Below are 22,446 nucleotides of genomic sequence, written 5' to 3'. Positions count from 1 at the left end.
TTCCGTGCAACCGTGGCCGGCCCGACATGGACAGGATCAGCCCGGCCGCTTCATCTGGCAGGACGTCGGCTGCGCGGACACGTACTGGTCCATCTGCGCGTTGGTCTTCCAGCCGTACCCGGTGTTCTCCTGGTCGTACTTGATGTCCTTGCCGTCGATCTTGGTCCAGGTGGCCACCACCAGCGGCTGCTGGGCCTGGTGGTCGGTATTGCGCATCTCGACCAGGCCGTTCATGCTCTCGACCTTGATGCCCTCCAGCGCCTTGGCCACCTTGACCGGGTCGGTCGAGTTGGCGTCCTTGAACGCCTTGGACAGCATGGCGATGCCGGTATAGGACGCCATCACGTAGAAATCATCGTTGTACTTCTTCTTGAAGCCTTCGATGACGTCGGCCCCCTTGAAGCCCTTGTTGTTGGGGTTGTAGTAGCCCACGTACTTGACGTGCTCGGCACCGGCCGCGCCCATGGCAGTCGGCACGCCGGTGGTGCCGGCGTAGTAGGTGTAGTAGTTGGTGGCCAGGCCGGCGTCCTTGCCCGCCTTGATCAGCAGCGCCAGGTCGCTGCCCCAGTTGCCGGTGATCACGGTATCGGCGCCCGAGGCCTTGATCTTGGCCGCATACGGCGCAAAGTCCTTCACCTGCGCCAGCGGGTGCAGGTCTTCACCCACGATCTGGATATCCGGGCGCTTGCGCTTCAGGTAGTCCTTGGCCGCCTTGGCCACCTGGTGCCCGAACGAGTAGTTCTGGTTGATCAGGTAAACCTTCTTGACGTTGGGATCCTTGGCCAGGAAGGTGGTCAGCGCCTCCATCTTCATGTCCGAGTTGGCATCGAGCCGGAAATGCCAGTAGTTGCACTTGGCATTGGTCATGTCCGGGTCCACCGCGGCGTAGTTCAGGTAGATGATTTCCTTGCCGGGGTTGCGCTCGTTGTGCTTGGCCACCGCATCCTGCAGCGCCAGCCCGACCGACGAGCCGTTGCCCTGCACGATATAGCGGATGTTCTGGTCGATCGCCTGCTTCAGGATGGTCAGGCTTTCCTGCGGCGACAGCTTGTTGTCGAAGCCCACCACCTCGAACTTGTGTGCGCCGGCCCAGCCCTTCTGGTTGGCCACATCGGCCACGTACTGCCAGCTCTTGAGCTGGTTCTGCCCAACGGGGGCCATCAGCCCCGAAAGCGGATCGATGAAGGCGATCTTCACCGTATCCGCGAGTGCCGAACCCGAAACCAGCGCAGAACCCATTGCGGCGAACATGGCCACACCAGCCACCAGCGGACGCATCTTGGTCATACTGTCTCCTTCACTCTTGTCGTTGGCTTGTCGTTGATTGCAGTCGTTGATTGCGGCCGGCGGCGTGGCGCCCTCCTGTTCGCGCCATGCAGCCTGACCCCGGCAGCGCCGTGCCGCAAGCAGGCACGGCGCACCGGATGCTGCCCTGCCGGCCTCAGGCCGCCGGCAGCTTGTAGTCCTTGAACTGCTCGCGCAGCCTGAGCTTCTGCATCTTGCCGGTGGCCGTCAGCGGAATCTCGGTGACAAAGGCCACATCGTCCGGGATCCACCACTTGGCGACCTTGCCCTCGAAGAACTGCAGCAGTTCCTCGCGCGTGACCTCGGCGCCGGGCTTCTTCACCACCACCAGCAGCGGGCGCTCGTCCCACTTGGGGTGGTAGGCCGAGATGCAGGCCGCCATATGCACCGCGGGGTGCGCGGCGGCGACGTTCTCGATGTCGATCGACGAAATCCATTCGCCGCCAGACTTGATCACGTCCTTGCTGCGGTCCGTGATCTGCATGAAGCCGTCTTCATCGATGGTGGCAACGTCGCCGGTCGGGAACCAGCCGTCGACCAGCGGGTTGCTGCCGTTGCGGTAATACTGGTCGATGATCCATGGCCCGCGCACCATCAGGTCGCCGAAGGCCTTGCCGTCCCACGGCAGTTCCTTGCCTTCGCCGTCGACGATCTTCATGTCGACGCCGAAGATCACGCGGCCCTGCTTTTCCTGGATCTTGTGGCGCTCGGCATCGGACAGCTCCTCATGCCTGGCCAGCAGCTTGCACGAGGTGCCCAGCGGCGACATCTCGGTCATGCCCCAGGCGTGGATGACGTCCACGTCCAGCGCCTCGAGCGCGCGGATCATCGCCGGCGGCGCGGCCGAGCCGCCGATCACGGTGCGGCGGAAGGTGGAGAACTTCAGCTTGTTCGACTGCACGTATTGCAGCAGGCCAAGCCACACCGTCGGCACGCCTGCGGAAAAGGTCACCTTCTCCTGCTCGAACAACTCATAGAGCGAGGCGCCATCCAGCTTGGCGCCCGGGAGCACCAGCTTGGCGCCGACCAGCGGCACCGAGTACGGCAGGCCCCAGGCGTTGACGTGGAACATCGGCACCACGGGCAGGATCACGTCGCGCGCCGAGCAGCCGAGCGCGTCGGGCAGCGCCGATGCGTACGAGTGCAGCACGGTGGAGCGGTGCGAATACAGCGCGCCCTTGGGATTGCCGGTGGTGCCCGAGGTGTAGCACAGGCTCGACGCGAGGTGCTCGTCGAACTGCGGCCATTCGTAGTTGCCGTCCTGCGCCTCGACCAGTTCCTCGTAGCACAGCAGCGGCACCTTGGACTCGGCCGGCATGTGGGCGCGATCGGTCATCGCGACCCAGCCTTTCACATTGGGGCAATGCGGCGCGACACCCTCCACCAGCGGCAGGAAGGTCAGGTCGAAGAAGACGTAGCTGTCTTCGGCGTGGTTGACGATATAGGCGATCTGCTCGGGGAACAGGCGCGGGTTGATGGTATGGCAGACGGCGCCCATGCCCGACACGCCATAGTAGACCTCAAGGTGGCGGTAGCCGTTCCACGCCAGCGTGCCGACGCGCTCGCCCTGTTGCACGCCCAGCGCGCCGAGCGCCTGCGCCACCTTGCGGGCGCGCAGTTCGCAATCGCGGTAGGTATAGCGGTGCAGGTCGCCCTCGGTGCGGCGCGAAACGATTTCCGTAGACCCGTAATAACGGGCGGCGTGCTTGATGATGGAGGAAATGAGCAGCGGCGCGCTCATCATTTGACCCATCAATGCCATGAAACTGCCTCCTGAAGTCTGGTGGATTCGTCAAAAAACGAACAACCGTACTATTTTTGGGCGGTTGTCCGCGTGCCTCGAAACAGCGTTACTGCGATTCTGTTGTGCACTGCCCTACTGCCGGGGGTGAAGCCGTGTTTAAGCCGTGTTTAAGCCGTGAGGTGAAGCCGAAGTCAAGCCGTGGTCATCGGGGCCGCAATTCTGCGAAATCCATGCACCGGATTCATGTGCGCACTGAAGGAGGGAAATAACTGCGCGGTGCCTGGCGGTCTCACCAGATGTGAGCCGTTGAGGACGTACAATACTGCGTGGCATGTTGCACCTCAACATGTCGTTTTCCCTAGCCATCCACGCATTCCCGTGCCCGCGTCATGCGGCGCTGCACCGCCCCGGAAGCGCCCTGCGCACCGCGCCCGGACCCGCGGACTGCGCTTGCCGTGCGCCCTCTTTCGCGATGCCACATACGCCCCTGCCCAACGCCTTGCACGACTCCGATACCAGCGGTGCCGCGGCGCTCGCCGTACCCTTCACCACCACACCCGGCTTCTCCACGCTTGGCGAGAAATTCTTTACGCGCCTGCAGCCAACGCCCCTGCCCTCGCCCTACCTGGTCGGCGTGGCGCCAGCCGCCGCGGCGCTGCTCGGCTGGGACGCCGGCGTCGGTGCCGAGCCCGGCTTTGTCGAGACCTTTGTCGGCAACCAGGTGCCCCACTGGGCCGACCCGATCGCCACGGTCTATTCCGGACACCAGTTCGGCATCTGGGCCGGGCAACTCGGCGACGGCCGCGCGATCCGGCTGGCGCAGGCCGACACGGCCACGGGCCCTTGGGAAATCCAGCTCAAGGGCGCCGGACTGACGCCCTACTCGCGCATGGCCGATGGCCGCGCGGTGCTGCGCTCATCGATCCGCGAGTACCTGTGTTCGGAAGCGATGGCCGCACTGGGCGTGCCGACCACGCGCGCACTCAGCATCGTCGGCTCGGACGCGCCGGTGCGGCGCGAAACCATCGAGACCTCGGCGGTCGTCACGCGCCTGGCGCCGACCTTTGTCCGCTTCGGGCATTTCGAGCATTTCGCCGCGCATGACGACGTGGCCTCGCTGCGCCAGCTGGCGGACTTCGTCATCGACAACTTCATGCCGGCGTTGCGCGACGAGGCCCAGCCCTACCAGGCGCTGCTGCGCGAAGTCTCGCTGCGCACCGCCGACCTGGTCGCGCACTGGCAGGCCATCGGCTTCTGCCACGGCGTGATGAACACCGACAATATGTCGATCCTGGGCCTGACCATCGACTATGGCCCGTTTGGCTTCCTCGATGCGTTCGACGCCAACCATATCTGCAACCACTCCGATACGCAGGGCCGCTACGCCTACAGCCAGCAGCCGCAAGTCGCGTTCTGGAACCTGCACTGCCTGGCGCAGGCGCTGCTGCCGCTGTGGCTGCCGGCGGAGGATGCCGGGAAGGAAGGCGCCCGCGATGCCGCTATTGAGGCAGCGCGCGCGGCCATCGACCCGTTCCGCGACCGCTATGCCGCGGCCTTCTTCCGCCACTACCGCGCCAAGCTGGGCCTGCGTCCGCCGGCCGGCGGCGATGACAAGGTTGACGAGCCCCTGCTGACCAGCCTGTTCCAGCTGCTGCACGGTCAGCGCGTCGACTACACGCTGTTCTGGCGCAAGCTGTGCGGCATCTCGTCGCAGGATGCCTCGCGCGATGCGCCGGTGCGCGACCTGTTCCTGGATCGCGCCACCTTCGACGCCTGGGCCACCGACTACCGCGCGCGGCTGCGTGCGGAGCAATCGGACGACGCCGCGCGCGAGCTGGAAATGCTGGCGGTGAACCCCAAATACGTGCTGCGCAACCACCTGGCCGAGACCGCGATCCGGCATGCGCGCGAAAAGGATTTCAGCGAAACCGGGCGCCTGCTGGCGGTGCTGTCGCGCCCCTTCGACGAGCAGCCCGAGGCGGAGCACTACGCCGCGCTGCCGCCCGACTGGGCCGCCGGGCTGGAAGTCAGCTGCTCGTCATGACCGGATTGCGCATGTGTCCGAGCCTGCACGCCGGCGCCATACGGTGTAAGGTTCGCGCCAGTGCGCCGACCAACGAAGGTTCCGGGGCCAGATGTCCGAGGCCATTATCCCCGGCAAGACCATGAGGAAACGACAATGACCACCACCAAGACCGACGCCGAGTGGCGCGACCAGCTCTCCGACATCGAATACCGCGTGACGCGCGAAGCCGCCACCGAGCGCCCCTTCACCGGCCGCTACTGGGACCACTGGGAGCGCGGCATCTACAATTGCGTCGGCTGCGGCACGCCGCTGTTCGAGTCCGCCACGAAATTCGACGCGGGCTGCGGCTGGCCCAGCTATTTCCGTCCCATCAACGGCGAGGTCATTGCCGAACACGCCGACCACACGCATGGCATGGTGCGGGTGGAAGTCCGCTGCAAGGAATGCGGCAGCCATCTGGGCCATGTGTTCGAGGACGGACCGGCCCCGACCGGCCTGCGCTATTGCATCAACTCGGCTGCGCTAAAATTCGATGACCGCGACCCGGCGCAGCGTGAGGCGGATCATGCCCACGACGCCGGCAGCGGCAACGAGCCCCGGCGCGACCCGCAGCGCTGACAAGCCCCGGCCATCGCGCCGGCAACAACCTGGTATCGCATGAAATTCCTGTTCGACCTGTTCCCGGTCATCCTGTTTTTCGCCGCCTTCAAGCTGGCCGACATCTACACCGCCACCGCCGTGGCCATTGCCGCCACGGTGGTGCAGATCGGCTGGGTCTGGTTTCGCCACCGCAAGGTCGAGCCGATGCAGTGGGTCAGCCTGCTGATCATCGCGGTCTTTGGCGGCGCCACGCTGGTGCTGCACAACGAGACCTTCATCAAGTGGAAGCCGACCGTGCTCTACTGGATGTTCGCCGTGGCGCTGCTGGGCTCGGTGATGGTCTGGCGCAAGAACCTGATCCGCGCCATGATGGAAAAGCAGGTCACCCTGCCCGATCCGGTATGGACGCGCCTGAATGCCGCCTGGGCCGGTTTCTTCGCCGCCATGGGCGTGCTGAATCTCTACGTGGCCTACCAGTTTTCCACCGATGTCTGGGTCAACTTCAAGCTGTTCGGCAGCATGGGGCTGATGCTGGTCTTCATCGTCGCGCAGAGCGTCTGGCTGTCGCGCCACATGCCTGAGAACAGCCAGGACTGACGCTCCCCGACCATCTTATTCCCGAGAAGGAAACTACCGATGGCAGCCAATCCCGCCACGATCGAGGCGCTGCTGCATGAAGCGCTCGCCCCCAGCCACCTCGCGGTGCGCGACGATAGCGCATTGCACGCCGGACACGCCGGCGCCGCATCCGGCGGCGGACATTATGACGTGACAATCGTCAGCGAGCGCTTTGCAGGTCACAGCCGGGTTGCGCGACACCGCATGGTGTATGATGCGCTGCGCAGTCTGTTCCCCACGCAGATCCACGCCCTGGCCGTGAGTGCGTACACCGACCAAGAGTACCAATCGCGCGCCCAGGAGCGCGCTTCTTCCAGCAACTCTCAGACCTGATTCCATGAAGACCACCGTCCTCTCGTTCAGCCTGGCGGCTGTGCTTGCAGCTGGCAGCCTGCCGGCCATCGCCCAGAATGCCGCCGTCGTGAATGGCAAGGCCATTCCGTCGACAAAGCTGGACAAGTTGATCGCCGGCACCGGCCAGCCCGACAATCCGGAGCTGCGCAAGCGTGGCCGCGACATGCTGATCGACCGCGAACTGCTCGTGCAGGAAGCCAACAAGCGCGGCCTGACCCAGCGCGACGACGTGCAGGAGCAACTGGAGCAGGCACGCCTGAACGTGCTCGCCGGCGCGGTGTTCGAGGACTACGTCAAGACCCACGGCGCCAGCGACGACGAGCTGCGCAAGCAGTACGAAAAGATCAAGTCGCAGTTCGGCAATGGCAAGGAATATCACGCCCGCCATATCCTGGTTGAGAAGGAGGCCGACGCCAAGGCCATCATCGCCAAGATCAAGGGCGGCGCCAAGTTCGAAGACCAGGCCAAGGCCGCCTCGAAGGACCCGGGCTCGGCCGCCAATGGCGGCGACCTGGACTGGGCCAACAGCAGCAGCTACGTGCCGGAATTCTCGGCGGCGATGACCGGCCTGAAGAAGGGCCAGATGACCGATACACCGGTCAAAACCCAGTTCGGCTGGCACATCATCGAACTGGTGGACGTGCGCGACGCCAAGATCCCGTCGTTCGAAGAGGTCAAGCCGCAGCTGATGCAGATGATGATGGGCGACCAGAACTGGCAGCGCGAGCAGTTCCAGGCCATGATGAAGTCGCTGAAGGACAAGGCGAAGATCCAGTAATCACGGACCGGTCGCCCCCACCGGTTCTGCAAGGTTGAACGATGCAGCGTGTGGAGACGACCACCCCCTACTGGCAACTGTGGCATCTCTCTTCCCGGGGCATGTGTTATTGCGCGCTGGCCTGGGCGACCTTGGACGGCGCCGCCCCAGGCTGGCGCCAGCTCCACCCTTACCTTCCCCTGCGTGACCGTTATGCGCCCGAGAAGATCCTGCATGCCGTGGTGGCGTACAAGGAGGCTCGGGGTGAAATCAAGCCTGCACCCGGCTTTGAGTCGGGGCGGATGTTGACTTATGCGTATGCGTCTTGGAGTTCTAGGTTGATGGCGTAGGTTTTGGGGTGAGTTGGTTTTTGTAGATTGTCGACGGCGCTCGCCGCTGGTGACATGCTGTCGGCTGTTTTAGCGCTTGCTATCGCAGTTGGTGGCATGCTGTCGGCCGTTGAACCGCCTGGTTCCGCCCTCCTGGGCGGGTCACTTTTTGGCCGAGCGCCAAAAAGTAACCAAAAAGCGCGTCGCCTGCGGCTGGCTGAGCCAATTTGGCGCTTCTGGTTAGATTGCGATTTTGGTTTCAGTGAGGCGTGGTCGCGATGCCAGCCTGCTACGCCAGGTGAGTGAGTGTGGGTGCCTGACGAATCCCGACTTTTGAACCATCCCCAGGACGGGTGTAGGCCGCCTGCTACCTGCGGTATCGCATCATCGCCTACGGCTGCGCTGCGCGCGGCTCAGTCTTGCGGGTGAGGTGCCCCGGCACGAATCCGCATCGCTTCGCTCGCTGGGGCGGCGACGGCGATGGCCAGGGTGAGATCGTCGCGCTGCCACATTAGGGCCGGCGCGTAGCGCAGCCGAAGGCGTCCCACCGATATGGCATGCAGCAGGCGGCCTACGCCCGGCATGGGGATCGTTCAATAGCCGGTTAACGCTAGGCACAGGCCCTGAATCACCTGGCGTTAGCAGGCTCGAACGGCCAAGAAGCCCAAACGGAAATCACCGCCGCCCGAACCACCCACACCGCCAACTTGATAGCCAGCCGCTCAGGCGACGCGCTTTTTGGTTACTTTTTGGCGCTCGGCCAAAAAGTGACCCGCCCAGGAGGGCGGAACCAGGCGCTTCAACGGCCGACAGCATGTCACCAATAGCGAGGTCCCTAGGCGTAAGACAGACCCCAAGCCTTACCCCACCCACTTCCTCGCATTCCTGAACATCCGCATCCACGGGCTACCACCATCGCCAACCTGCTTCCAGGCATCCGGCGCCCAGCTCATCGTCGCAGCACGGAACACCCGCTCCGGATGCGGCATCAGCACGGTAAAGCGGCCATCGACGGTAGTCACCGAGGTAATGCCATCAGGCGAACCATTCGGGTTCAACGGATAGCTCTGCGTCACCGCGCCGTAGTTATCAACAAACCGCAGCGCCACCTTGGTATTCCCGATATCCCCCTGCTGCGAGAAGTCCGCAAACCCTTCACCATGTGCAACCACGATAGGAAGGCGGCTGCCTTCCATGCCGGCAAAGAAGATCGACGGCGACGACTGCACCTCCACCGTGACGTAACGCGCCTCGTACTGCTCCGACTGGTTGCGCGTGAACTGCGGCCACGCCCCCGCACCCGGAATGATCGGCGCCAGGTTGCTCATCATCTGGCAACCATTGCACACGCCCAGCGCAAACGTGTCCTGGCGATTGAAGAACGCCGCGAACTGCTCGGCCATCTGCGCATTGAACAGGATGGTCTTGGCCCAACCCTCGCCCGCGCCCAGCACGTCGCCGTAGCTGAAGCCGCCGCAGGCGACAAAGCCGCTGAAGTCAGCCAGGTTGGCGCGACCGGCGATCAGGTCGCTCATATGCACGTCATGCGTGTCAAAACCCGCCCGATCCATGCTGTAGGCCATCTCGATCTGCGAGTTGACGCCCTGCTCCCGCAGGATCGCCACGCGCGGACGCGCGCCGGTAGCAATGAACGGCGCGGCGATGTCCTCCGCCGGATCGAACGTCAGCACCGGGCTGATGCCAGGATCGGCAGCATCCAGCAGGCGGTCGTACTCGCTGTCCGCGCAGGCCGGGTTGTCGCGCAGGCGCGCGATACGCCAGCTGACTTCGCTCCAGTTGCGCTGCAGGTCAGTACGCGACGCACCGAACACCTTCTTGGCATCGCGGTAGATCTCCACCTGGTCGGTGGTGTTGGGCTTGCCGACCACATGGCTGCATGCGGAAAGGCCAGCCTCGCGCAGCACCGCGAAGACCGCATCGCGGTCCTGCAGGCGCACCTGCACCACCGCGCCCAGTTCTTCCGAGAACAGCGCGCGCAGGGTCTGGTCGTTGCGGCGCTCGGCGATCTGCTGGGCCCAGTTCTTGGCGTCGCCGTAGTCCTGCTCCTGCTGCGGATCGAGCGCCAGCATGTCGACGTTCAGCGACACGCCACAGTGGCCGGCAAAGGCCATCTCGGCCAGCGTGGCGATGAAGCCGCCATCGGAACGGTCGTGGTAGGCCAGCAGCTTGCCCTCGCGGTTCAGGCGCTGGACCACGTTGAAGAAGTTCTTCAGGTCTTCGGCGTTGTCGACGTCCGGCGCGCTGTCGCCCACCTGCTGCGTGACCTGCGCCAGGATGCTGCCGCCCATGCGGTTCTTGCCGCGGCTCAGGTCGACGGCGATCAGCACGGTGTCGCCGGCGTCGGTGCGCAGTTGCGGCGTCAGCGTGCGGTTGACGTCGTCCACCGCGGCAAAGGCCGAGATGATCAGCGATACCGGCGCCACCACTTCCTTGTCGACGCCCTCGTCCTGCCACTTGGTGCGCATCGACAGCGAATCCTTGCCCACCGGGATGCTGATGCCCAGCGCCGGGCACAGCTCCATGCCGACGGCATGCACGGTGTCGTACAGCTTGGCGTCTTCACCTTCGACGCCGCAGGCGGCCATCCAGTTGGCCGACAGCTTGACCTTGCCCAGGTCCTTGACCGGCGCGGCGGCCAGGTTGGTCAGCGCCTCGCCGATCGCCATGCGGCCGGAAGCCGGGGCATCGATCACGGCCAGCGGCGTGCGCTCGCCCATGGTCATCGCCTCGCCCGCATTGCCCTTGTAGTCCAGCGTGGTCACGGCCACGTCGGCCACCGGCACCTGCCACGGACCGACCATCTGATCGCGTGCGTTCATGCCGCCCACGGTACGGTCGCCGATCGAGATCAGGAACGACTTGCTGGCCACGGTCGGATGACGCAGCACGTCGCGCACGGCCTGCTCCAGGCTGATGCCGGTCACATCGACGGCCGGCAGCTCTTGCTCGACGCGCTTGACGTCGCGGTGCATGCGCGGCGGCTTGCCCAGCAGCACGTCCATCGGCATGTTGACCGCGTAATGTTCCTTGAGCGCGGCGTCGACGCTGGCGTCGACCAGCTGCAGCTGCTTTTCCTCGGTGGCGATGCCGACCACGGCGAACGGCGAACGCTCGCGTTCGCACATGGCCTGGAACTGCGGGAAGCTGTCCGGCGCGATCGCCAGCACATAGCGCTCCTGCGACTCGTTGCACCAGATTTCCGCCGGCGACAGGCCGGATTCTTCCAGGTGCACCTGGCGCAGGTCGAAGCGCGCGCCGCGGTCGGCGCCGTCGACCAGTTCAGGGAAGGCGTTGGAGATGCCGCCCGCGCCGACGTCGTGGATCGACAGGATCGGGTTGGCGTCGCCGAGCTGCCAGCAGGCATTGATCACTTCCTGCGCGCGGCGCTCCATCTCGGGGTTGCCGCGCTGGACCGAATCGAAGTCCAGGTCGGCGGTATTGGTGCCGGTCGCCATCGAGCTGGCGGCGCCGCCGCCCATGCCGATGCGCATGCCCGGGCCACCCAGCTGGATCAGCAGCGTGCCGGCCGGCAGCGGGTTCTTGTGCGTGTGCCCGGCATCGATATTGCCGATGCCGCCCGCGATCATGATCGGCTTGTGGTAGCCGCGCACGGTGCCGCCCACGTTCTGCTCGTAGACGCGGAAGTAGCCGCCCAGGTTGGCGCGGCCGAATTCATTGTTGAACGCGGCGCCGCCCAGCGGGCCATCGATCATGATCTGCAGCGGCGAGGCGATGCGGTCGGGCTTGCCGGTCACGCCGGGCTTGTCGTCGGGATTGCGGTGCGCCACCGGCTGGGCGGCGTCGCGGTCGTTCTCCCACGATTCGACGGCATCCGGCAGCATCAGGTTGGACACCGTGAAGCCGGTCAGGCCGGCCTTGGGCTTGGCGCCGCGGCCGGTCGCGCCTTCGTCGCGGATTTCACCGCCGGCGCCGGTGGAGGCGCCCGGGAACGGCGAGATCGCGGTCGGGTGGTTGTGCGTCTCCACCTTCATCAGCGTGTGCGTGAGCGCCTCGTGGCGACCGTACTTGTGGTCATTGCCGCGCGGGAACCAGCGCTCGGCCACGTCGCCTTCCATCACCGCCGAGTTGTCCGAGTAGGCCACGATCGAGCCCTGCGGATTGAGCTGGTGCGTATTGCGGATCATCGCGAACAGCGACTTGTCCTGCTGCACGCCGTCGATGGTCCAGGTGGCGTTGAAGATCTTGTGGCGGCAGTGTTCGCTGTTGGCCTGCGCGAACATCATCAACTCGACGTCGGTCGGGTTGCGCTCGAGCTTGGCGTAGGCGTCGACCAGGTAGTCGATCTCGTCCTCGGACAGCGCCAGGCCCATCTCGACGTTGGCCGCGGCCAGCGCGCTGCGGCCGGCGGAGATGTCGATAAAGCGCAGCGGCTTGGCCGGCAGTTCCTGGAACAGGGCGGCGGCATCGTCACGCGAGGCCACCACGGTCTCGGTCATGCGGTCGAACAGGTGCGCGGCGACGGCGGCGCGGGTGTCCGCGTCCAGCGACTTGCGGCCGCGCAGCAGGCCCTTCTTGCAGACCACGGTGATCTCGATGCCGCGCTCGATGCGGTGGATGTGCGTCAGGCCGCAATTGTGGGCAATGTCGGTCGCCTTGCTGGCCCACGGCGAGATCGTGCCGAAGCGCGGGATCACCACGAAGCGGTCGCCCTCGGGCTGCTCGGCGAACGGTGCGCCGTAGGTCAGCAGCGCCGCCACGCGCGACTGCTCGTCGGCCGACAGCGGCGTCTGCGCGTCAACAAAATGCAGGAACTGGCCGTGCACCGATTCGATATCGGCATCGATTTGCCGCAGGGCGGTGAGCAGGCGTTGCTGACGGAAGGCGGAAAGCGCCAAAGCGCCGGGGAAGCACGAGAAATGCGCCATGATCGTAGCGGTCGGGAGGCGTGGAGTAAGGCTGGGAAAGCCTGGGTAATGGCTGCTGCTTGGCCGGCAACGCTGCATGGGGTGTCCGGCTGGCGGGAAACCGCTATTGTACCTTGCCGGGAGGGGGATTTTGCATTGCGCCATCACGGCGGCGCCGTGTTACATGGAATTGTGATAATGCTCATGCATCACTTTGCGCAATTTATCGCTCAAGCGGCATGCACAACCGTCGAGCCGAGACTCCCCGAGGCTCCCCTGCCGTGCACGGCAGGCGGCGCTTATGCGCGCCATTCGGCATTTTTAGCTTGACACTTGATTCGCGAATTATGAGCATGGTCACCACCCCCGGTACCGCAACCCCGCGCCCATGCCATTCATGCTTCCCGATCTCGATACCCTGAACACCCGCCTGCGCGAGGGCGCCACCAGCCGCGCGGCGATCCTCGAGCAGGCCGCCGCCGCGGCAGCCGGGCCCGCCGCCGAGGCGGTGTTCCTGCACAGCACCTTCGAGGCCGCCGCGCAGGTGGCGCGCGCCGCCGATGCCGCCAGCGGCGCCGGCAAGACGCTGCACCCGCTGGCCGGCCTGCCGGTCTCGGTGAAAGACCTCTATGACGTCGCGGGCGAAGTCACGCGCGCGGCCTCGGTCGTGCGCCAGGATGCCGCCCCGGCGACGGCGGACGCGACCGTGGTGGCGCGCCTGCGCCAGGCGGGTGCCGCCATCGTCGGCCGCACCAATATGACGGAGTTCGCCTTCTCCGGCGTCGGCATCAACCCCCACTACGGCACGCCGGTCAATCCGGCCAGCGAGCCCGGCACGCCGCGCATTCCCGGCGGTTCGTCGTCGGGCGCGGCGGTGTCGGTGGCGCTCGGGCTGGCGGTCGCGGCGCTTGGCAGCGATACCGGCGGCTCGATCCGCATCCCCGCCGCGCTGTGCGGCATCACCGGCTTCAAGCCGACTGCCCGGCGCGTGCCGCTGACCGGTGCCTTCCCGTTGTCGTACACGCTCGACACCGCGTGCGCCATGGCGCGCACGGTCGGCGACTGCGTCGCGGTCGATGCCGTGATCGCCGATCTTGCGGTGCTGCCGCGCGTCACCGGCCCGTCGGCGACGCGGCTGGCAATTCCCCGCCAGTACCTGCTGGACGATCTCGATCCCGTCGTTGCCCGCGCCTTCGACCGTGCGCTCGGCCGCCTGTCCGCCGCCGGCGTGCAGCTGGAACATGTCGACCTGCCCGAGCTCGGCGAACTCGCTGCCCTGAACGCACAGGGCGGCTTCAGCGCGCCCGAGGCCTATGCCATTCACCGCCATGTGCTGGCCGGCAAGCGTGAGCTGTACGACCCGCGCGTGGCCTCGCGCATCGACCGCGGCGCAACGGTCAGCGCGGCCGACTATATCGACCTGGGCCGCGCCCGCCTCGACTGGATCGCCCGCATGGAAGCGCGCCTGGCCAGCTTCGACGCCGTGGTGTGCCCGACCGTGCCGATGGTCGCCCCCGAGATCGCGCCGCTGCGCACCGACGACGCGCAGTTCTTCCGCGTCAATGCCCTGCTGCTGCGCAACACCTCGGCCTTCAACTTCTTCGACGGCTGCTCGATCTCGCTGCCCTGCCACGCGCCGGACGAGCTGCCAGTGGGGCTGATGCTGTCGCACGGCCCGATGCGCGATGCCGGACTGCTGGGCACGGCCCTTGCGCTGGAACGGATCGTGCAACCGTCTTCGCGCGACGACTGAGACCACCGCCGCGCCGTTGATCTTGCGCTGACCGCGGCCCCCGCCGCGGAAGGCACCAGGTAGTACGCAGACCAGCTGTACAACCGCGCCCCCGCGCGCGCACCAGGAGAGATCGAGATGCGAGTCAAGGCAATCGTTGCAGCCGGCCTGGCGCTGGCCGCCATGACGGCACAGGCGGATACCAAGTGGGATTTGCCTACCGGCTACCCGGCGGGCAACCTGCATACGGAAAACCTGCAGCAGATGGCCAACGACGTCGACAAGGCGACCGGCGGCAAGCTCAAGATCGTGCTGCATCCCAACGGCTCGCTGCTCAAGGCCAACGAGATCAAGCGCGGCGTGCAGACCGGCCAGGTGCAGATGGGCGAGATCCTGATGTCGTTGCTGGCCAACGAGAACCCCGTGTTCGGCGTCGATGCGGTGCCGTTCCTGGCCACCAGCTACACCGATGCCTACAAGCTGTGGCAGGCATCGCGCCCGGTCACCGAGAAGGTGCTCGACAAGCAGGGCATGAAGCTGCTCTATGCGGTGGCATGGCCGCCCCAGGGCATCTACGCCAACAAGCCGATCAACTCGGCCGCCGACATGAGGGGGCTGAAGTGGCGCGCCTACAACCCGGCCACCTCGCGCATCGCCGAACTGGTCAGCGCCCAGCCGGTGACGATCCAGGCGGCGGACCTGGCGCAGGCATTGGCCACCGGTACGGTCAACTCGTTCATGTCGTCGGGCGCCACCGGGGTCGATACCAAGGTGTGGGAAAGCGTGAAGTACTTCTACACCGTGGATGCGTGGCTGCCCAAGAACATGCTGGTGGTCAGCAAGAAGGCCTTCGCGGCGCTGGACAAGCCCACGCAGGACGCCCTGCTCAAGGCCGTTGCCGACGCCGAGAAGCGCGGCTGGCAGGTCTCGGAGCAGAAGACCAGGGAGTACCTGGCCACCTTGTCGAAGAACGGCATGACGGTGCAGCCGCCCACGCCGCAGCTCAAGGCCGACATGCAGAAGGTCGGCCAGACCATGGTGGACGACTGGGCCAAGACCGCGGGTGATGACGGCAAGGCCATCCTCAACGCCTATCGCAAGTAGGCAAGTAGGCAAGTAAGCAAGTCACCCAGCACCGCAGCCTCCCGCCACGCCGTGCAGGCTGGCATGGCGGGGGCCCCCCTCCTTCCTGAGGCTGCCATCATGCCGACTGCCCCACTCCCCAAGCGCTGGCTCGACCGCCTGCTCGACCTGTTCGCCGTGCTCGGCGCGCTCTGCATTCTCGCCGTGTGCGTGATCATGATCCTGATGTCGCTGTCGCGCGAGACCGCGGTGATCTTCAAGGGCGGCGACGATATCGTCGCCTGGCTGTGCGCGGCCTCCGCCTTCCTCGTGCTCGGCCAGACGTTCCAGCACGGCGGCATCGTGCGCGTGGAAATGCTGCTCGAAGCCGTCGGGCCACGCCGGCGCTGGGTGCTGGAGGTGGTCTCGCTGACAGTCTGCCTGGCCTTTGCCGCCTACGCGGCCTGGGCGCTGGGCACCTTCGCCTGGCAAAGCTGGGACATCGGCGATGTCTCGCAGGGACAGATCGTGATCCCGTTGTGGATGCCGCAGAGCTTCGCGGTGCTGGGCATCATCGGCTTCCTGCTGGCGGTGGCCGATGAATGGCTGCGCGTGCTGCGCCGGCAGAAGCCGCGCTACCAGCTGGCGCAGGAAGCCAAGCTCGCCGCCGGCGATTTCGGGGAGACGGTCTGATGAGCACAGTCCTGGTTGCATTGGTCCTGCTGCTGGTGATGATCGTGTTCCTGGCGATCGGCGCGTGGATCCCGGTGGCGATCGCGGTCACGTCGTGGATCGGGCTGGTGGTGTTTTCCGACCGCGAGGCGCTGGTGAGCCTGGCCAACGCGTGGTGGTCGTCGAGCGCGTCATACACGCTGGCCTCGCTGCCGCTCTTTGTCTGGATGGGCGAGATCCTGTTCCGCACCAGGCTGTCCGAGCAGATGTTCAGCGGCCTGTCGCCATGGCTGAACTGGCTGCCGGGGCGGCTGATGCACGTCAACATCCTGGGTTGCGGCATCTTCGGCTCGGTGTCGGGGTCGTCTGCGGCAACGTGCGCCACCATCGCCAAATCCGCGTTGCCGGAGCTGACGCGGCGCGGCTACGACGAGGGCACCACGCTCGGCTCGCTGTCGTGCGCGGGCACGCTGGGCATCCTGATCCCGCCGTCGATCACGATGGTGGTGTATGCGGTGTCGGCGGACGTGTCGATCATCCGCGTGTTCCTGGCAGGCTTTATCCCCGGGCTGCTGCTGATGCTGCTGTTCTCCGGCTATATCGTTGTCTGGGCCCTGGCCAACCCGGGCAAGACCCCGGCGCCCGACCGCTTCGACTGGCATGCCCGGCTGGTATCGCTCCGGCAGCTGCTGCCGTGCATCGTGCTGATCGCCTTTATCGCGGGGGTCATGGTCACCGGCTACGCCACCGCGACCGAAGCCGCGGCCTATGGCGTGGTGGCGTCGCTGGGGCTGGCGTGGGCCGGTGGCTCGCTGACGCGTGCAGCGTTCTGGGACAGCCTGATGTCGGCGACGCGCCTGACGGCGATGATCATGTTCGTGCTCGGCGCCACCTCGTTCCTGTCGGTGACGATGAGCTTTACCGGCATCCCGCGCGCGCTGGCCGAGTGGGTGGCCGCGCTGCAGCTGTCGCCGTGGGCGCTGATCGCGGTGCTGACGGTGATCTACATCGTGCTCGGCACCGCGCTGGACGGCATCTCGATGATCGCGCTGACCACCGCCACGGTGCTGCCGATGGTGCAGGCCGCCGGCTTCGACCTGGTCTGGTTCGGCATCTTCATCGTGCTGCTGGTGGAGATCGCCGAGGTGACGCCGCCGGTCGGGTTCAACCTGTTCGTGCTGCAGAGCATGACCGGCAAGGACAGCAACTATATCGCCCGGGTCTCGCTGCCGTTCTTCATGATGATGGTGGTCGCCATCGCCATCGTCACGATCTGGCCGCAGGTGGTGACGTGGCTGCCTGACCTGGTCATGCGGCAGGAGGTCAGATAGCATGGGCCAGGCGCCGCCGGCCTGTTCCTTGACCTCGGCCACGGCTCGACGGGCTGGGCGATGAGCTGCGGATCAGGCAAGATTGGGGCTGACCAGATCGCCGCCAGCGCCGGCGCGGCACGCAGGCCCGACATCGACATGGAGGGCCTGCTGCCGGACCGCCATGGCCTTGGCCTTGCCGGATAGCCACACATGAGCCACCCTGCCGCTTCCACCGCCGCGCCGCAAGACCAGGGCGACGGCTGGTTTGAGTTCGACGCCGCCTCGCCATTGCCTGTCCCGCTGTACGACGTCGCCGCCATTCGCCGCATCGAGAACACCGCATTCGCACGGCTGCCTTCGTTCACGCTGATGTCGCGCGCCGGCGCCGCCGCCGCGGACTGGCTGGCGCGGCATGCGCCAGCGGGTCCATTGCTGTTCCTTGCCGGGCCGGGCAACAACGGTGGCGACGCACTGGTGGCGGCGACGCTGCTGCACGGCGCGGGCCGCTCGGTGCAGGTATGGATCGCGGCGGACCCGGCCCGGCTGCCGGCCGATGCGGCGATCGCATGGCAGCAGGCGCAGGCGGCAGGCGTGCCGATACGCGAAGCTGGAGCGATGCCGGCATCCGCGGCAGATCCCGCACCCGACTGGCCGCCGCAGGCCGCGGCCATTGTCGACGGCCTGCTCGGCATCGGGCTGAACCGCGCGGCCAACGGCGCCATGGCGTGGTGGATCGATCAGGTCAACCGCAGCGGGCTGCCCGTATTCGCGCTCGATATTCCCAGCGGACTGTTCGCCGACAGCGGTGCCGGCGCACCGGCGATCCGCGCCCGCCGCACGCTGACCTTCATTGCCGCCAAGCCCGGCCTGCTGACGCTGGATGGCCGCGATTGCGCCGGCGCCGTCGACATCGCGCCGATCGGCCTCGACTACCCTCCCGCGGAACCGCCGCATGCACTGGCCAATGGCACGGCGCTGTTCGGCGCAGCGCTGCCGCGACGGCACCATGCCAGCAACAAGGGCACGCATGGCTCGCTGGCGGTGATCGGCGGCAACCATGGCATGACGGGCGCGCCCCTGCTCGGCGCCCGCGCGGCGCAGTTTCTGGGCGCGGGCAAGGTCCACATCGGCTTTCTTGCGCAGCCGGCGCCGCTGGTCGACCCGGTGCATCCGGAACTGATGCTGCATGCGCTGGACGGCCTGGCGCCTGGCGCGATGTCGGCACTGGTGATCGGCCCCGGACTGGGCACCGACGCCACGGCGCAGCGCCACTTCGCGCGGCTGCTGCAGGCACTTGCCACGGCGCCGGTGCCGACTGTGCTCGACGCGGATGCGCTCAACCTGCTCGCTGCCGATCCTGCCCATGCAGGCGCACTGGCCGCCGCCCGCGCACCCTGCGTGATGACGCCGCACCCGCTTGAAGCGGCGCGCCTGACAGGCACCTCGGTGGCAGACGTGCAGCGCGACCGCATCGCGGCGGCCACCGCGCTGGCCACGCAGTGGCAGGCGGTGGTCGTACTGAAGGGCTCGGGATCGGTGATCGCGGCGCCGGACGGCAGTCCCGCCACACTGAACCCGACCGGCAACGCCGCGCTGGCCAGCGCCGGCACCGGCGACGTACTGGCCGGCATGATCGGCGCACTGCTGGCGCAAGGCATGCCGCCGCTGCCGGCCGCGCAGGCGGCGGTATGGATCCACGGCCAGGCTGCGGACGAGTTGGTCGCGCAGGGCACCGGACCGGCGGGCGTGACCGCCAGCGAGCTGTATCTGCCCGCGCGCGCCGTGTTCAACCGCCTGCTTGGAGGGAGTTGCTTGGAGGGAGTGCCGGATAGCCGTCCCGGCGGGCCGTCAGACAATGTCCGATAGCTGGCTGGCACGCCGGCTGCTATGTTGCAAGTGGTAACGATATGCCGTGGCGGCCTGCCCGGAAAGTCACATCGCTGACGCTATACTTCCGGACTGCGACGCGGCTCGCGCCCCCTGCAACCTGACTTGTCCTGCATGCCCACAGACCTTCACGCCTGGAACGCCCTGCTTCGGCACCATGACACCATTCGCGATGCACAGATGCGCGAGTGGTTCGATGCCGAAGGCACGCAGCGCGTCGCGCAGTTTTCACTGGAAGCCGCCGGCCTCTATCTCGACTATTCGAAGAACCGCATCACGCCCGAGACCATGCGGCTGCTGGTGCAACTGGCAGCCGAGTCCGGTGTGCCGCAGCGGCGCGACGCGATGTTTGCCGGCGAGCATATCAACACCACCGAGGACCGCGCGGCGCTGCATGTCGCGCTGCGCGCCACCGCCGGCGATGGCTACAAGGTCGACGGCGAGCGCGTGATGCCGGCGATCCAGCAGGTGTTGGTGCGCATGCGCGACTTCTCCGGGCGGGTGCGCAGCGGCGCGTGGAAAGGCGCCACGGGCGAACGCATCACGGACGTGATCAATATCGGCATCGGCGGTTCCGACCTCGGGCCGCGCATGGTATGCCGCGCACTGTCGCATCTGTCCGATACGCAAGGCCAGTCCGGCCCGCGCATGCACTTCGTCTCCAATGTCGACGGCACCGACCTCGCCGAAACACTGGTGCGGCTCGACCCGCAGCGCACGCTGGTGATCGTCTGTTCCAAGACCTTCACTACGCTGGAAACCATGGCCAATGCGCGCAGCGCGCGGGCCTGGTTCATCGCCAGCGGGGTGGCCGAGAGCGACCTGGCCAAGCATTTCGTCGCGGTCTCGACCAATACCGACGCCGTGCGCGAGTTCGGCATCGATCCCGCCAACATGTTCGAGTTCTGGGACTGGATCGGCGGGCGCTTCTCGCTGTGGTCATCGGTCGGCCTGTCGATCACGCTGGCGGTGGGCTTCAACGCCTTTGCCGACCTGCTCGCCGGCGGCCACGCCATGGACGAGCACTTCCGCACCGCGCCGCTGGAGCGCAACATGCCGGTGATCCTGGGGATGCTCGGCATCTGGTACCGCAATTTCTGGCACCTGCCGACCAGCTGCATGGCGCCCTACTCGACCTCGCTCGAGCTGTTTCCCGCCTTCCTGCAGCAGCTGGAGATGGAGAGCAACGGCAAGTCCGTGCAACTCGACGGGCAGCGCGTGCGCACGCATACCTCGCCGGTAGTGTGGGGCACGGCCGGCACCAACGGCCAGCATGCCTACTTCCAGCAGATTCACCAGGGCTCGCAAGTGGTGCCGGTGGATTTCGTCGCGCCGCTGGTGCCGCCGCGCCGGCTGCCGGGCCATCACGCCAAGCTGCTCGCCAACTGCTTCGCGCAGGCCGAGGCGCTGATGCGCGGCCGCAGCGCCGACGAACTGCGCGCCGCCGGCCTGACCGACGCAGTGCGCATCGCGCATATGGTGTTCGACGGCAACCGCCCCAGCAATACCCTGCTGATGGAGAACCTGACGCCGCACGTGCTGGGCGCGCTGATTGCGCTCTATGAGCACCGCACCTTCGTACAGGGCGTGGTGTGGAAGATCAATTCGTTCGACCAGTGGGGCGTGGAGCTGGGCAAGATCCTGGCCCGGCCGATCGAAGCCGAGCTCACCGGCACCGGCACCGGCCAGCACGATGCCTCGACCGCGGCGCTGATCGAGCGCGCCCGCGCGGTCCTGAAGGCAGGCGCTGCCAGCTAAGGCATCGGCATCAGACTTCTGCGCCCATCCATTCGTCGCTGGCTACCCGGCCGGCGTCGATGGTCAGGATGCGCCCGCAGCGTGCCGCCACCGAGCGGTCATGCGTCACCAGTACCAGCGTCGAACCGGCGTCGCGGTTGAGCGCGAACATCAGCGCGATCACCGCCTCGCCGGTGGCCGTGTCGAGGCTGCCGGTCGGCTCGTCGGCAAAAAGGAGGTCAGGCCGCGCGACGAACGCGCGTGCCAGCGCCACGCGCTGCTGCTCGCCGCCCGACAGCGTGCGCGGATAGTGACTCAGGCGCGCACCCAGGCCGACGCGCTGCAGCATGTCCACCGCACGCTCGCGCACCTGCGACGTTTCACCACGCAACTCCAGCGGCAGCATGACGTTTTCCAGCGCGGTCAGGTGCCCCACCAGCTGGAATGACTGGAACACAAAGCCGACATGCCGGCCCCGCAGTGCTGCGCGCTGGTCCTCGTCCAGTGCATACAGGTCCTGCCCATGCAGGCGCACCGTGCCCGCGCTGGGCAGGTCCAGCCCGGCCAGCAGCCCCAGCAGCGTCGACTTGCCCGAGCCGGACGCACCCACGATGGCCAGCGTTTCGCCCGGCGTGACGGAAAACGACACGTCGTGCAAAATCGTCAGCGAACCTGTCGTGTCGGCTACGGTCTTTCCAAGGGACTCGACGGCAAGAATGGAAGAGGACATGGATAAAGTGATCCGAGTGATCCCAGTGATCCCAGTGATCCGGGGCAATAGGCGCAGGCTGCTGCTGGCAGCCGCGGTGGCACTGACGATGTTGGGCGGGATGCAGCCGGCACAGGCCGCAGCGCCTGCGCTGCTGGTGCTGGGCGACAGCCTGTCCGCCGAATACGGCATCACGCGCGGCACCGGCTGGGTCACGCTGCTGCAAGACCGGCTCAAGCAAGAGCGCTTCGATTATAACGTCGTCAATGCCAGCATCAGCGGCGAGACCACCATCGGCGGCAAGACCCGCTTGCCGGACCTGTTGTCGCGGCACAAGCCGGCCATCGTGGTGGTGGAACTGGGTGCCAACGACGCCCTGCGCGGCCTGCCGCTGCAGACCACGGAGTCCAACCTGCGCCAGATCGTCAGCAGCGCGCAGAAGGCCGGTGCCGGCGTGCTGCTGGTCGGCATGCGCATCCCGCCCAACTATGGCCAGGACTACACCGAAAAGTTCTTCTCGCTGTATCCGAAGCTGGCCAGCGAATACAAGGTGCGGCTGGTGCCCTTCTTCCTCGACAGGGTGATGGCCCGGCAGGACTGGTTCCAGCCGGACCGCATCCACCCCACTGCCGAGGCGCAACCGGCGCTGCTGGAGACGGTGTGGCCGCAACTCAAGCCGATGCTCAAGCGCACCGCTGACAAGTAGACGCCTGCG

At 66.6% G+C, this 22,446-nt stretch carries 16 protein-coding genes and 1 pseudogene; 13 read left to right on the top strand and 4 right to left on the bottom strand.

Going from position 1 to position 22,446, the window contains the following annotated elements; genetic code table 11:
• Positions 1-36 precede the first annotated feature (36 nt).
• Complete coding sequence (locus JTE92_RS19160) at positions 37-1,287, bottom strand: branched-chain amino acid ABC transporter substrate-binding protein (protein WP_063242137.1); 1,251 nt, start codon at positions 1,285-1,287, stop codon at positions 37-39.
• A gap of 154 nt (positions 1,288-1,441) precedes the next feature.
• Positions 1,442-3,067 (bottom strand): 3-(methylthio)propionyl-CoA ligase, encoded by a 1,626-nt coding sequence (locus tag JTE92_RS19155; RefSeq protein WP_063242136.1) that lies wholly within the window; start codon positions 3,065-3,067, stop codon positions 1,442-1,444.
• Positions 3,068-3,521: 454 nt separating this feature from the next.
• Here JTE92_RS19155 and JTE92_RS19150 point away from each other — a divergent pair, with 454 nt between their 5' ends.
• From JTE92_RS19150 to JTE92_RS19130, 5 genes are all read left to right on the top strand, one after another.
• Positions 3,522-5,093, top strand: coding sequence for a protein adenylyltransferase SelO (locus tag JTE92_RS19150; protein WP_084254818.1), 1,572 nt, complete (start codon positions 3,522-3,524; stop codon positions 5,091-5,093).
• Positions 5,094-5,228: 135 nt separating this feature from the next.
• Entirely contained in the window at positions 5,229-5,693 is a 465-nt protein-coding gene (gene msrB, locus JTE92_RS19145) for a peptide-methionine (R)-S-oxide reductase MsrB (RefSeq protein ID WP_063242135.1), read from the top strand.
• A 39-nt stretch (positions 5,694-5,732) separates the two neighbouring features.
• Complete coding sequence (locus JTE92_RS19140; RefSeq protein ID WP_063242134.1) at positions 5,733-6,272, top strand: septation protein A; 540 nt, start codon at positions 5,733-5,735, stop codon at positions 6,270-6,272.
• A 39-nt stretch (positions 6,273-6,311) separates the two neighbouring features.
• Positions 6,312-6,626: a BolA family protein gene (locus JTE92_RS19135; protein WP_063242133.1), complete on the top strand. Its 315-nt coding sequence runs from the start codon at positions 6,312-6,314 to the stop codon at positions 6,624-6,626.
• 4 nt (positions 6,627-6,630) lie between these two features.
• Positions 6,631-7,425 (top strand): peptidylprolyl isomerase, encoded by a 795-nt coding sequence (locus JTE92_RS19130; protein WP_063242132.1) that lies wholly within the window; start codon positions 6,631-6,633, stop codon positions 7,423-7,425.
• Between the two features lie 1,168 nt (positions 7,426-8,593).
• Here JTE92_RS19130 and purL read toward each other — a convergent pair.
• Positions 8,594-12,640 (bottom strand): phosphoribosylformylglycinamidine synthase, encoded by a 4,047-nt coding sequence (purL, locus tag JTE92_RS19125; RefSeq protein WP_063238689.1) that lies wholly within the window; start codon positions 12,638-12,640, stop codon positions 8,594-8,596.
• Positions 12,641-13,007: 367 nt separating this feature from the next.
• Here purL and JTE92_RS19120 point away from each other — a divergent pair, with 367 nt between their 5' ends.
• From JTE92_RS19120 to pgi, 7 genes and pseudogenes are all read left to right on the top strand, one after another.
• The gene (locus JTE92_RS19120; protein WP_063238688.1) at positions 13,008-14,372 is read left to right on the top strand and encodes an amidase; all 1,365 of its coding nucleotides are present in this window, start codon (positions 13,008-13,010) and stop codon (positions 14,370-14,372) included.
• A 117-nt stretch (positions 14,373-14,489) separates the two neighbouring features.
• Complete coding sequence (locus JTE92_RS19115) at positions 14,490-15,455, top strand: TRAP transporter substrate-binding protein (RefSeq protein ID WP_063238687.1); 966 nt, start codon at positions 14,490-14,492, stop codon at positions 15,453-15,455.
• Between the two features lie 99 nt (positions 15,456-15,554).
• Positions 15,555-16,106 (top strand): TRAP transporter small permease subunit, encoded by a 552-nt coding sequence (locus JTE92_RS19110; RefSeq protein WP_063238686.1) that lies wholly within the window; start codon positions 15,555-15,557, stop codon positions 16,104-16,106.
• Positions 16,106-17,416, top strand: a complete 1,311-nt coding sequence (locus tag JTE92_RS19105; protein WP_063238685.1) for a TRAP transporter large permease — start codon at positions 16,106-16,108, stop codon at positions 17,414-17,416. The genes JTE92_RS19110 and JTE92_RS19105 overlap by 1 nt, the downstream gene beginning before the upstream one ends.
• 3 nt (positions 17,417-17,419) lie before the next feature.
• A pseudogene (locus tag JTE92_RS30475) lies at positions 17,420-17,602 on the top strand (D-amino acid dehydrogenase); the annotation flags it as partial.
• Positions 17,603-17,608: 6 nt separating this feature from the next.
• A complete protein-coding gene (locus JTE92_RS19100) occupies positions 17,609-19,264 on the top strand; it encodes an NAD(P)H-hydrate dehydratase (protein WP_063238684.1) in 1,656 nt (551 codons plus the stop codon).
• A gap of 135 nt (positions 19,265-19,399) precedes the next feature.
• Positions 19,400-21,043 carry a glucose-6-phosphate isomerase gene (pgi, locus tag JTE92_RS19095; RefSeq protein WP_063238683.1) on the top strand — a complete coding sequence of 548 codons (1,644 nt, stop codon included), beginning with the start codon at positions 19,400-19,402 and terminating at the stop codon, positions 21,041-21,043.
• Positions 21,044-21,053: 10 nt separating this feature from the next.
• Here pgi and JTE92_RS19090 read toward each other — a convergent pair whose 3' ends face one another.
• Positions 21,054-21,752 carry an ABC transporter ATP-binding protein gene (locus JTE92_RS19090; RefSeq protein WP_063238725.1) on the bottom strand — a complete coding sequence of 233 codons (699 nt, stop codon included), beginning with the start codon at positions 21,750-21,752 and terminating at the stop codon, positions 21,054-21,056.
• Between JTE92_RS19090 and JTE92_RS19085 the strand changes: the two genes are divergently transcribed.
• The gene (locus tag JTE92_RS19085) at positions 21,751-22,437 is read left to right on the top strand and encodes an arylesterase (protein WP_167525692.1); all 687 of its coding nucleotides are present in this window, start codon (positions 21,751-21,753) and stop codon (positions 22,435-22,437) included. The two genes, JTE92_RS19090 and JTE92_RS19085, sit on opposite strands and share 2 nt — an antisense overlap.
• The last annotated feature ends 9 nt before the right edge of the window (positions 22,438-22,446 follow it).

The sequence above is a fragment of the Cupriavidus oxalaticus genome (genome assembly GCF_016894385.1).
Taxonomy (GTDB): domain Bacteria; phylum Pseudomonadota; class Gammaproteobacteria; order Burkholderiales; family Burkholderiaceae; genus Cupriavidus; species Cupriavidus oxalaticus.
Note: the sequence above shows the minus strand (reverse complement) of the source record. Positions and strands in the feature narration are given on the sequence as shown.

Coding starts and splice junctions, on each gene's coding strand:
- JTE92_RS19160 (WP_063242137.1), bottom strand. CDS start 1,287: ATGACCAAGATGCGTCCGCTGGTGGCTGGTGTGGCCATGTTCGCCGCA.
- JTE92_RS19155 (WP_063242136.1), bottom strand. CDS start 3,067: ATGGCATTGATGGGTCAAATGATGAGCGCGCCGCTGCTCATTTCCTCC.
- JTE92_RS19150 (WP_084254818.1), top strand. CDS start 3,522: ATGCCACATACGCCCCTGCCCAACGCCTTGCACGACTCCGATACCAGC.
- msrB (WP_063242135.1), top strand. CDS start 5,229: ATGACCACCACCAAGACCGACGCCGAGTGGCGCGACCAGCTCTCCGAC.
- JTE92_RS19140 (WP_063242134.1), top strand. CDS start 5,733: ATGAAATTCCTGTTCGACCTGTTCCCGGTCATCCTGTTTTTCGCCGCC.
- JTE92_RS19135 (WP_063242133.1), top strand. CDS start 6,312: ATGGCAGCCAATCCCGCCACGATCGAGGCGCTGCTGCATGAAGCGCTC.
- JTE92_RS19130 (WP_063242132.1), top strand. CDS start 6,631: ATGAAGACCACCGTCCTCTCGTTCAGCCTGGCGGCTGTGCTTGCAGCT.
- purL (WP_063238689.1), bottom strand. CDS start 12,640: ATGGCGCATTTCTCGTGCTTCCCCGGCGCTTTGGCGCTTTCCGCCTTC.
- JTE92_RS19120 (WP_063238688.1), top strand. CDS start 13,008: ATGCCATTCATGCTTCCCGATCTCGATACCCTGAACACCCGCCTGCGC.
- JTE92_RS19115 (WP_063238687.1), top strand. CDS start 14,490: ATGCGAGTCAAGGCAATCGTTGCAGCCGGCCTGGCGCTGGCCGCCATG.
- JTE92_RS19110 (WP_063238686.1), top strand. CDS start 15,555: ATGCCGACTGCCCCACTCCCCAAGCGCTGGCTCGACCGCCTGCTCGAC.
- JTE92_RS19105 (WP_063238685.1), top strand. CDS start 16,106: ATGAGCACAGTCCTGGTTGCATTGGTCCTGCTGCTGGTGATGATCGTG.
- JTE92_RS19100 (WP_063238684.1), top strand. CDS start 17,609: ATGAGCCACCCTGCCGCTTCCACCGCCGCGCCGCAAGACCAGGGCGAC.
- pgi (WP_063238683.1), top strand. CDS start 19,400: ATGCCCACAGACCTTCACGCCTGGAACGCCCTGCTTCGGCACCATGAC.
- JTE92_RS19085 (WP_167525692.1), top strand. CDS start 21,751: ATGGATAAAGTGATCCGAGTGATCCCAGTGATCCCAGTGATCCGGGGC.
- JTE92_RS19090 (WP_063238725.1), bottom strand. CDS start 21,752: ATGTCCTCTTCCATTCTTGCCGTCGAGTCCCTTGGAAAGACCGTAGCC.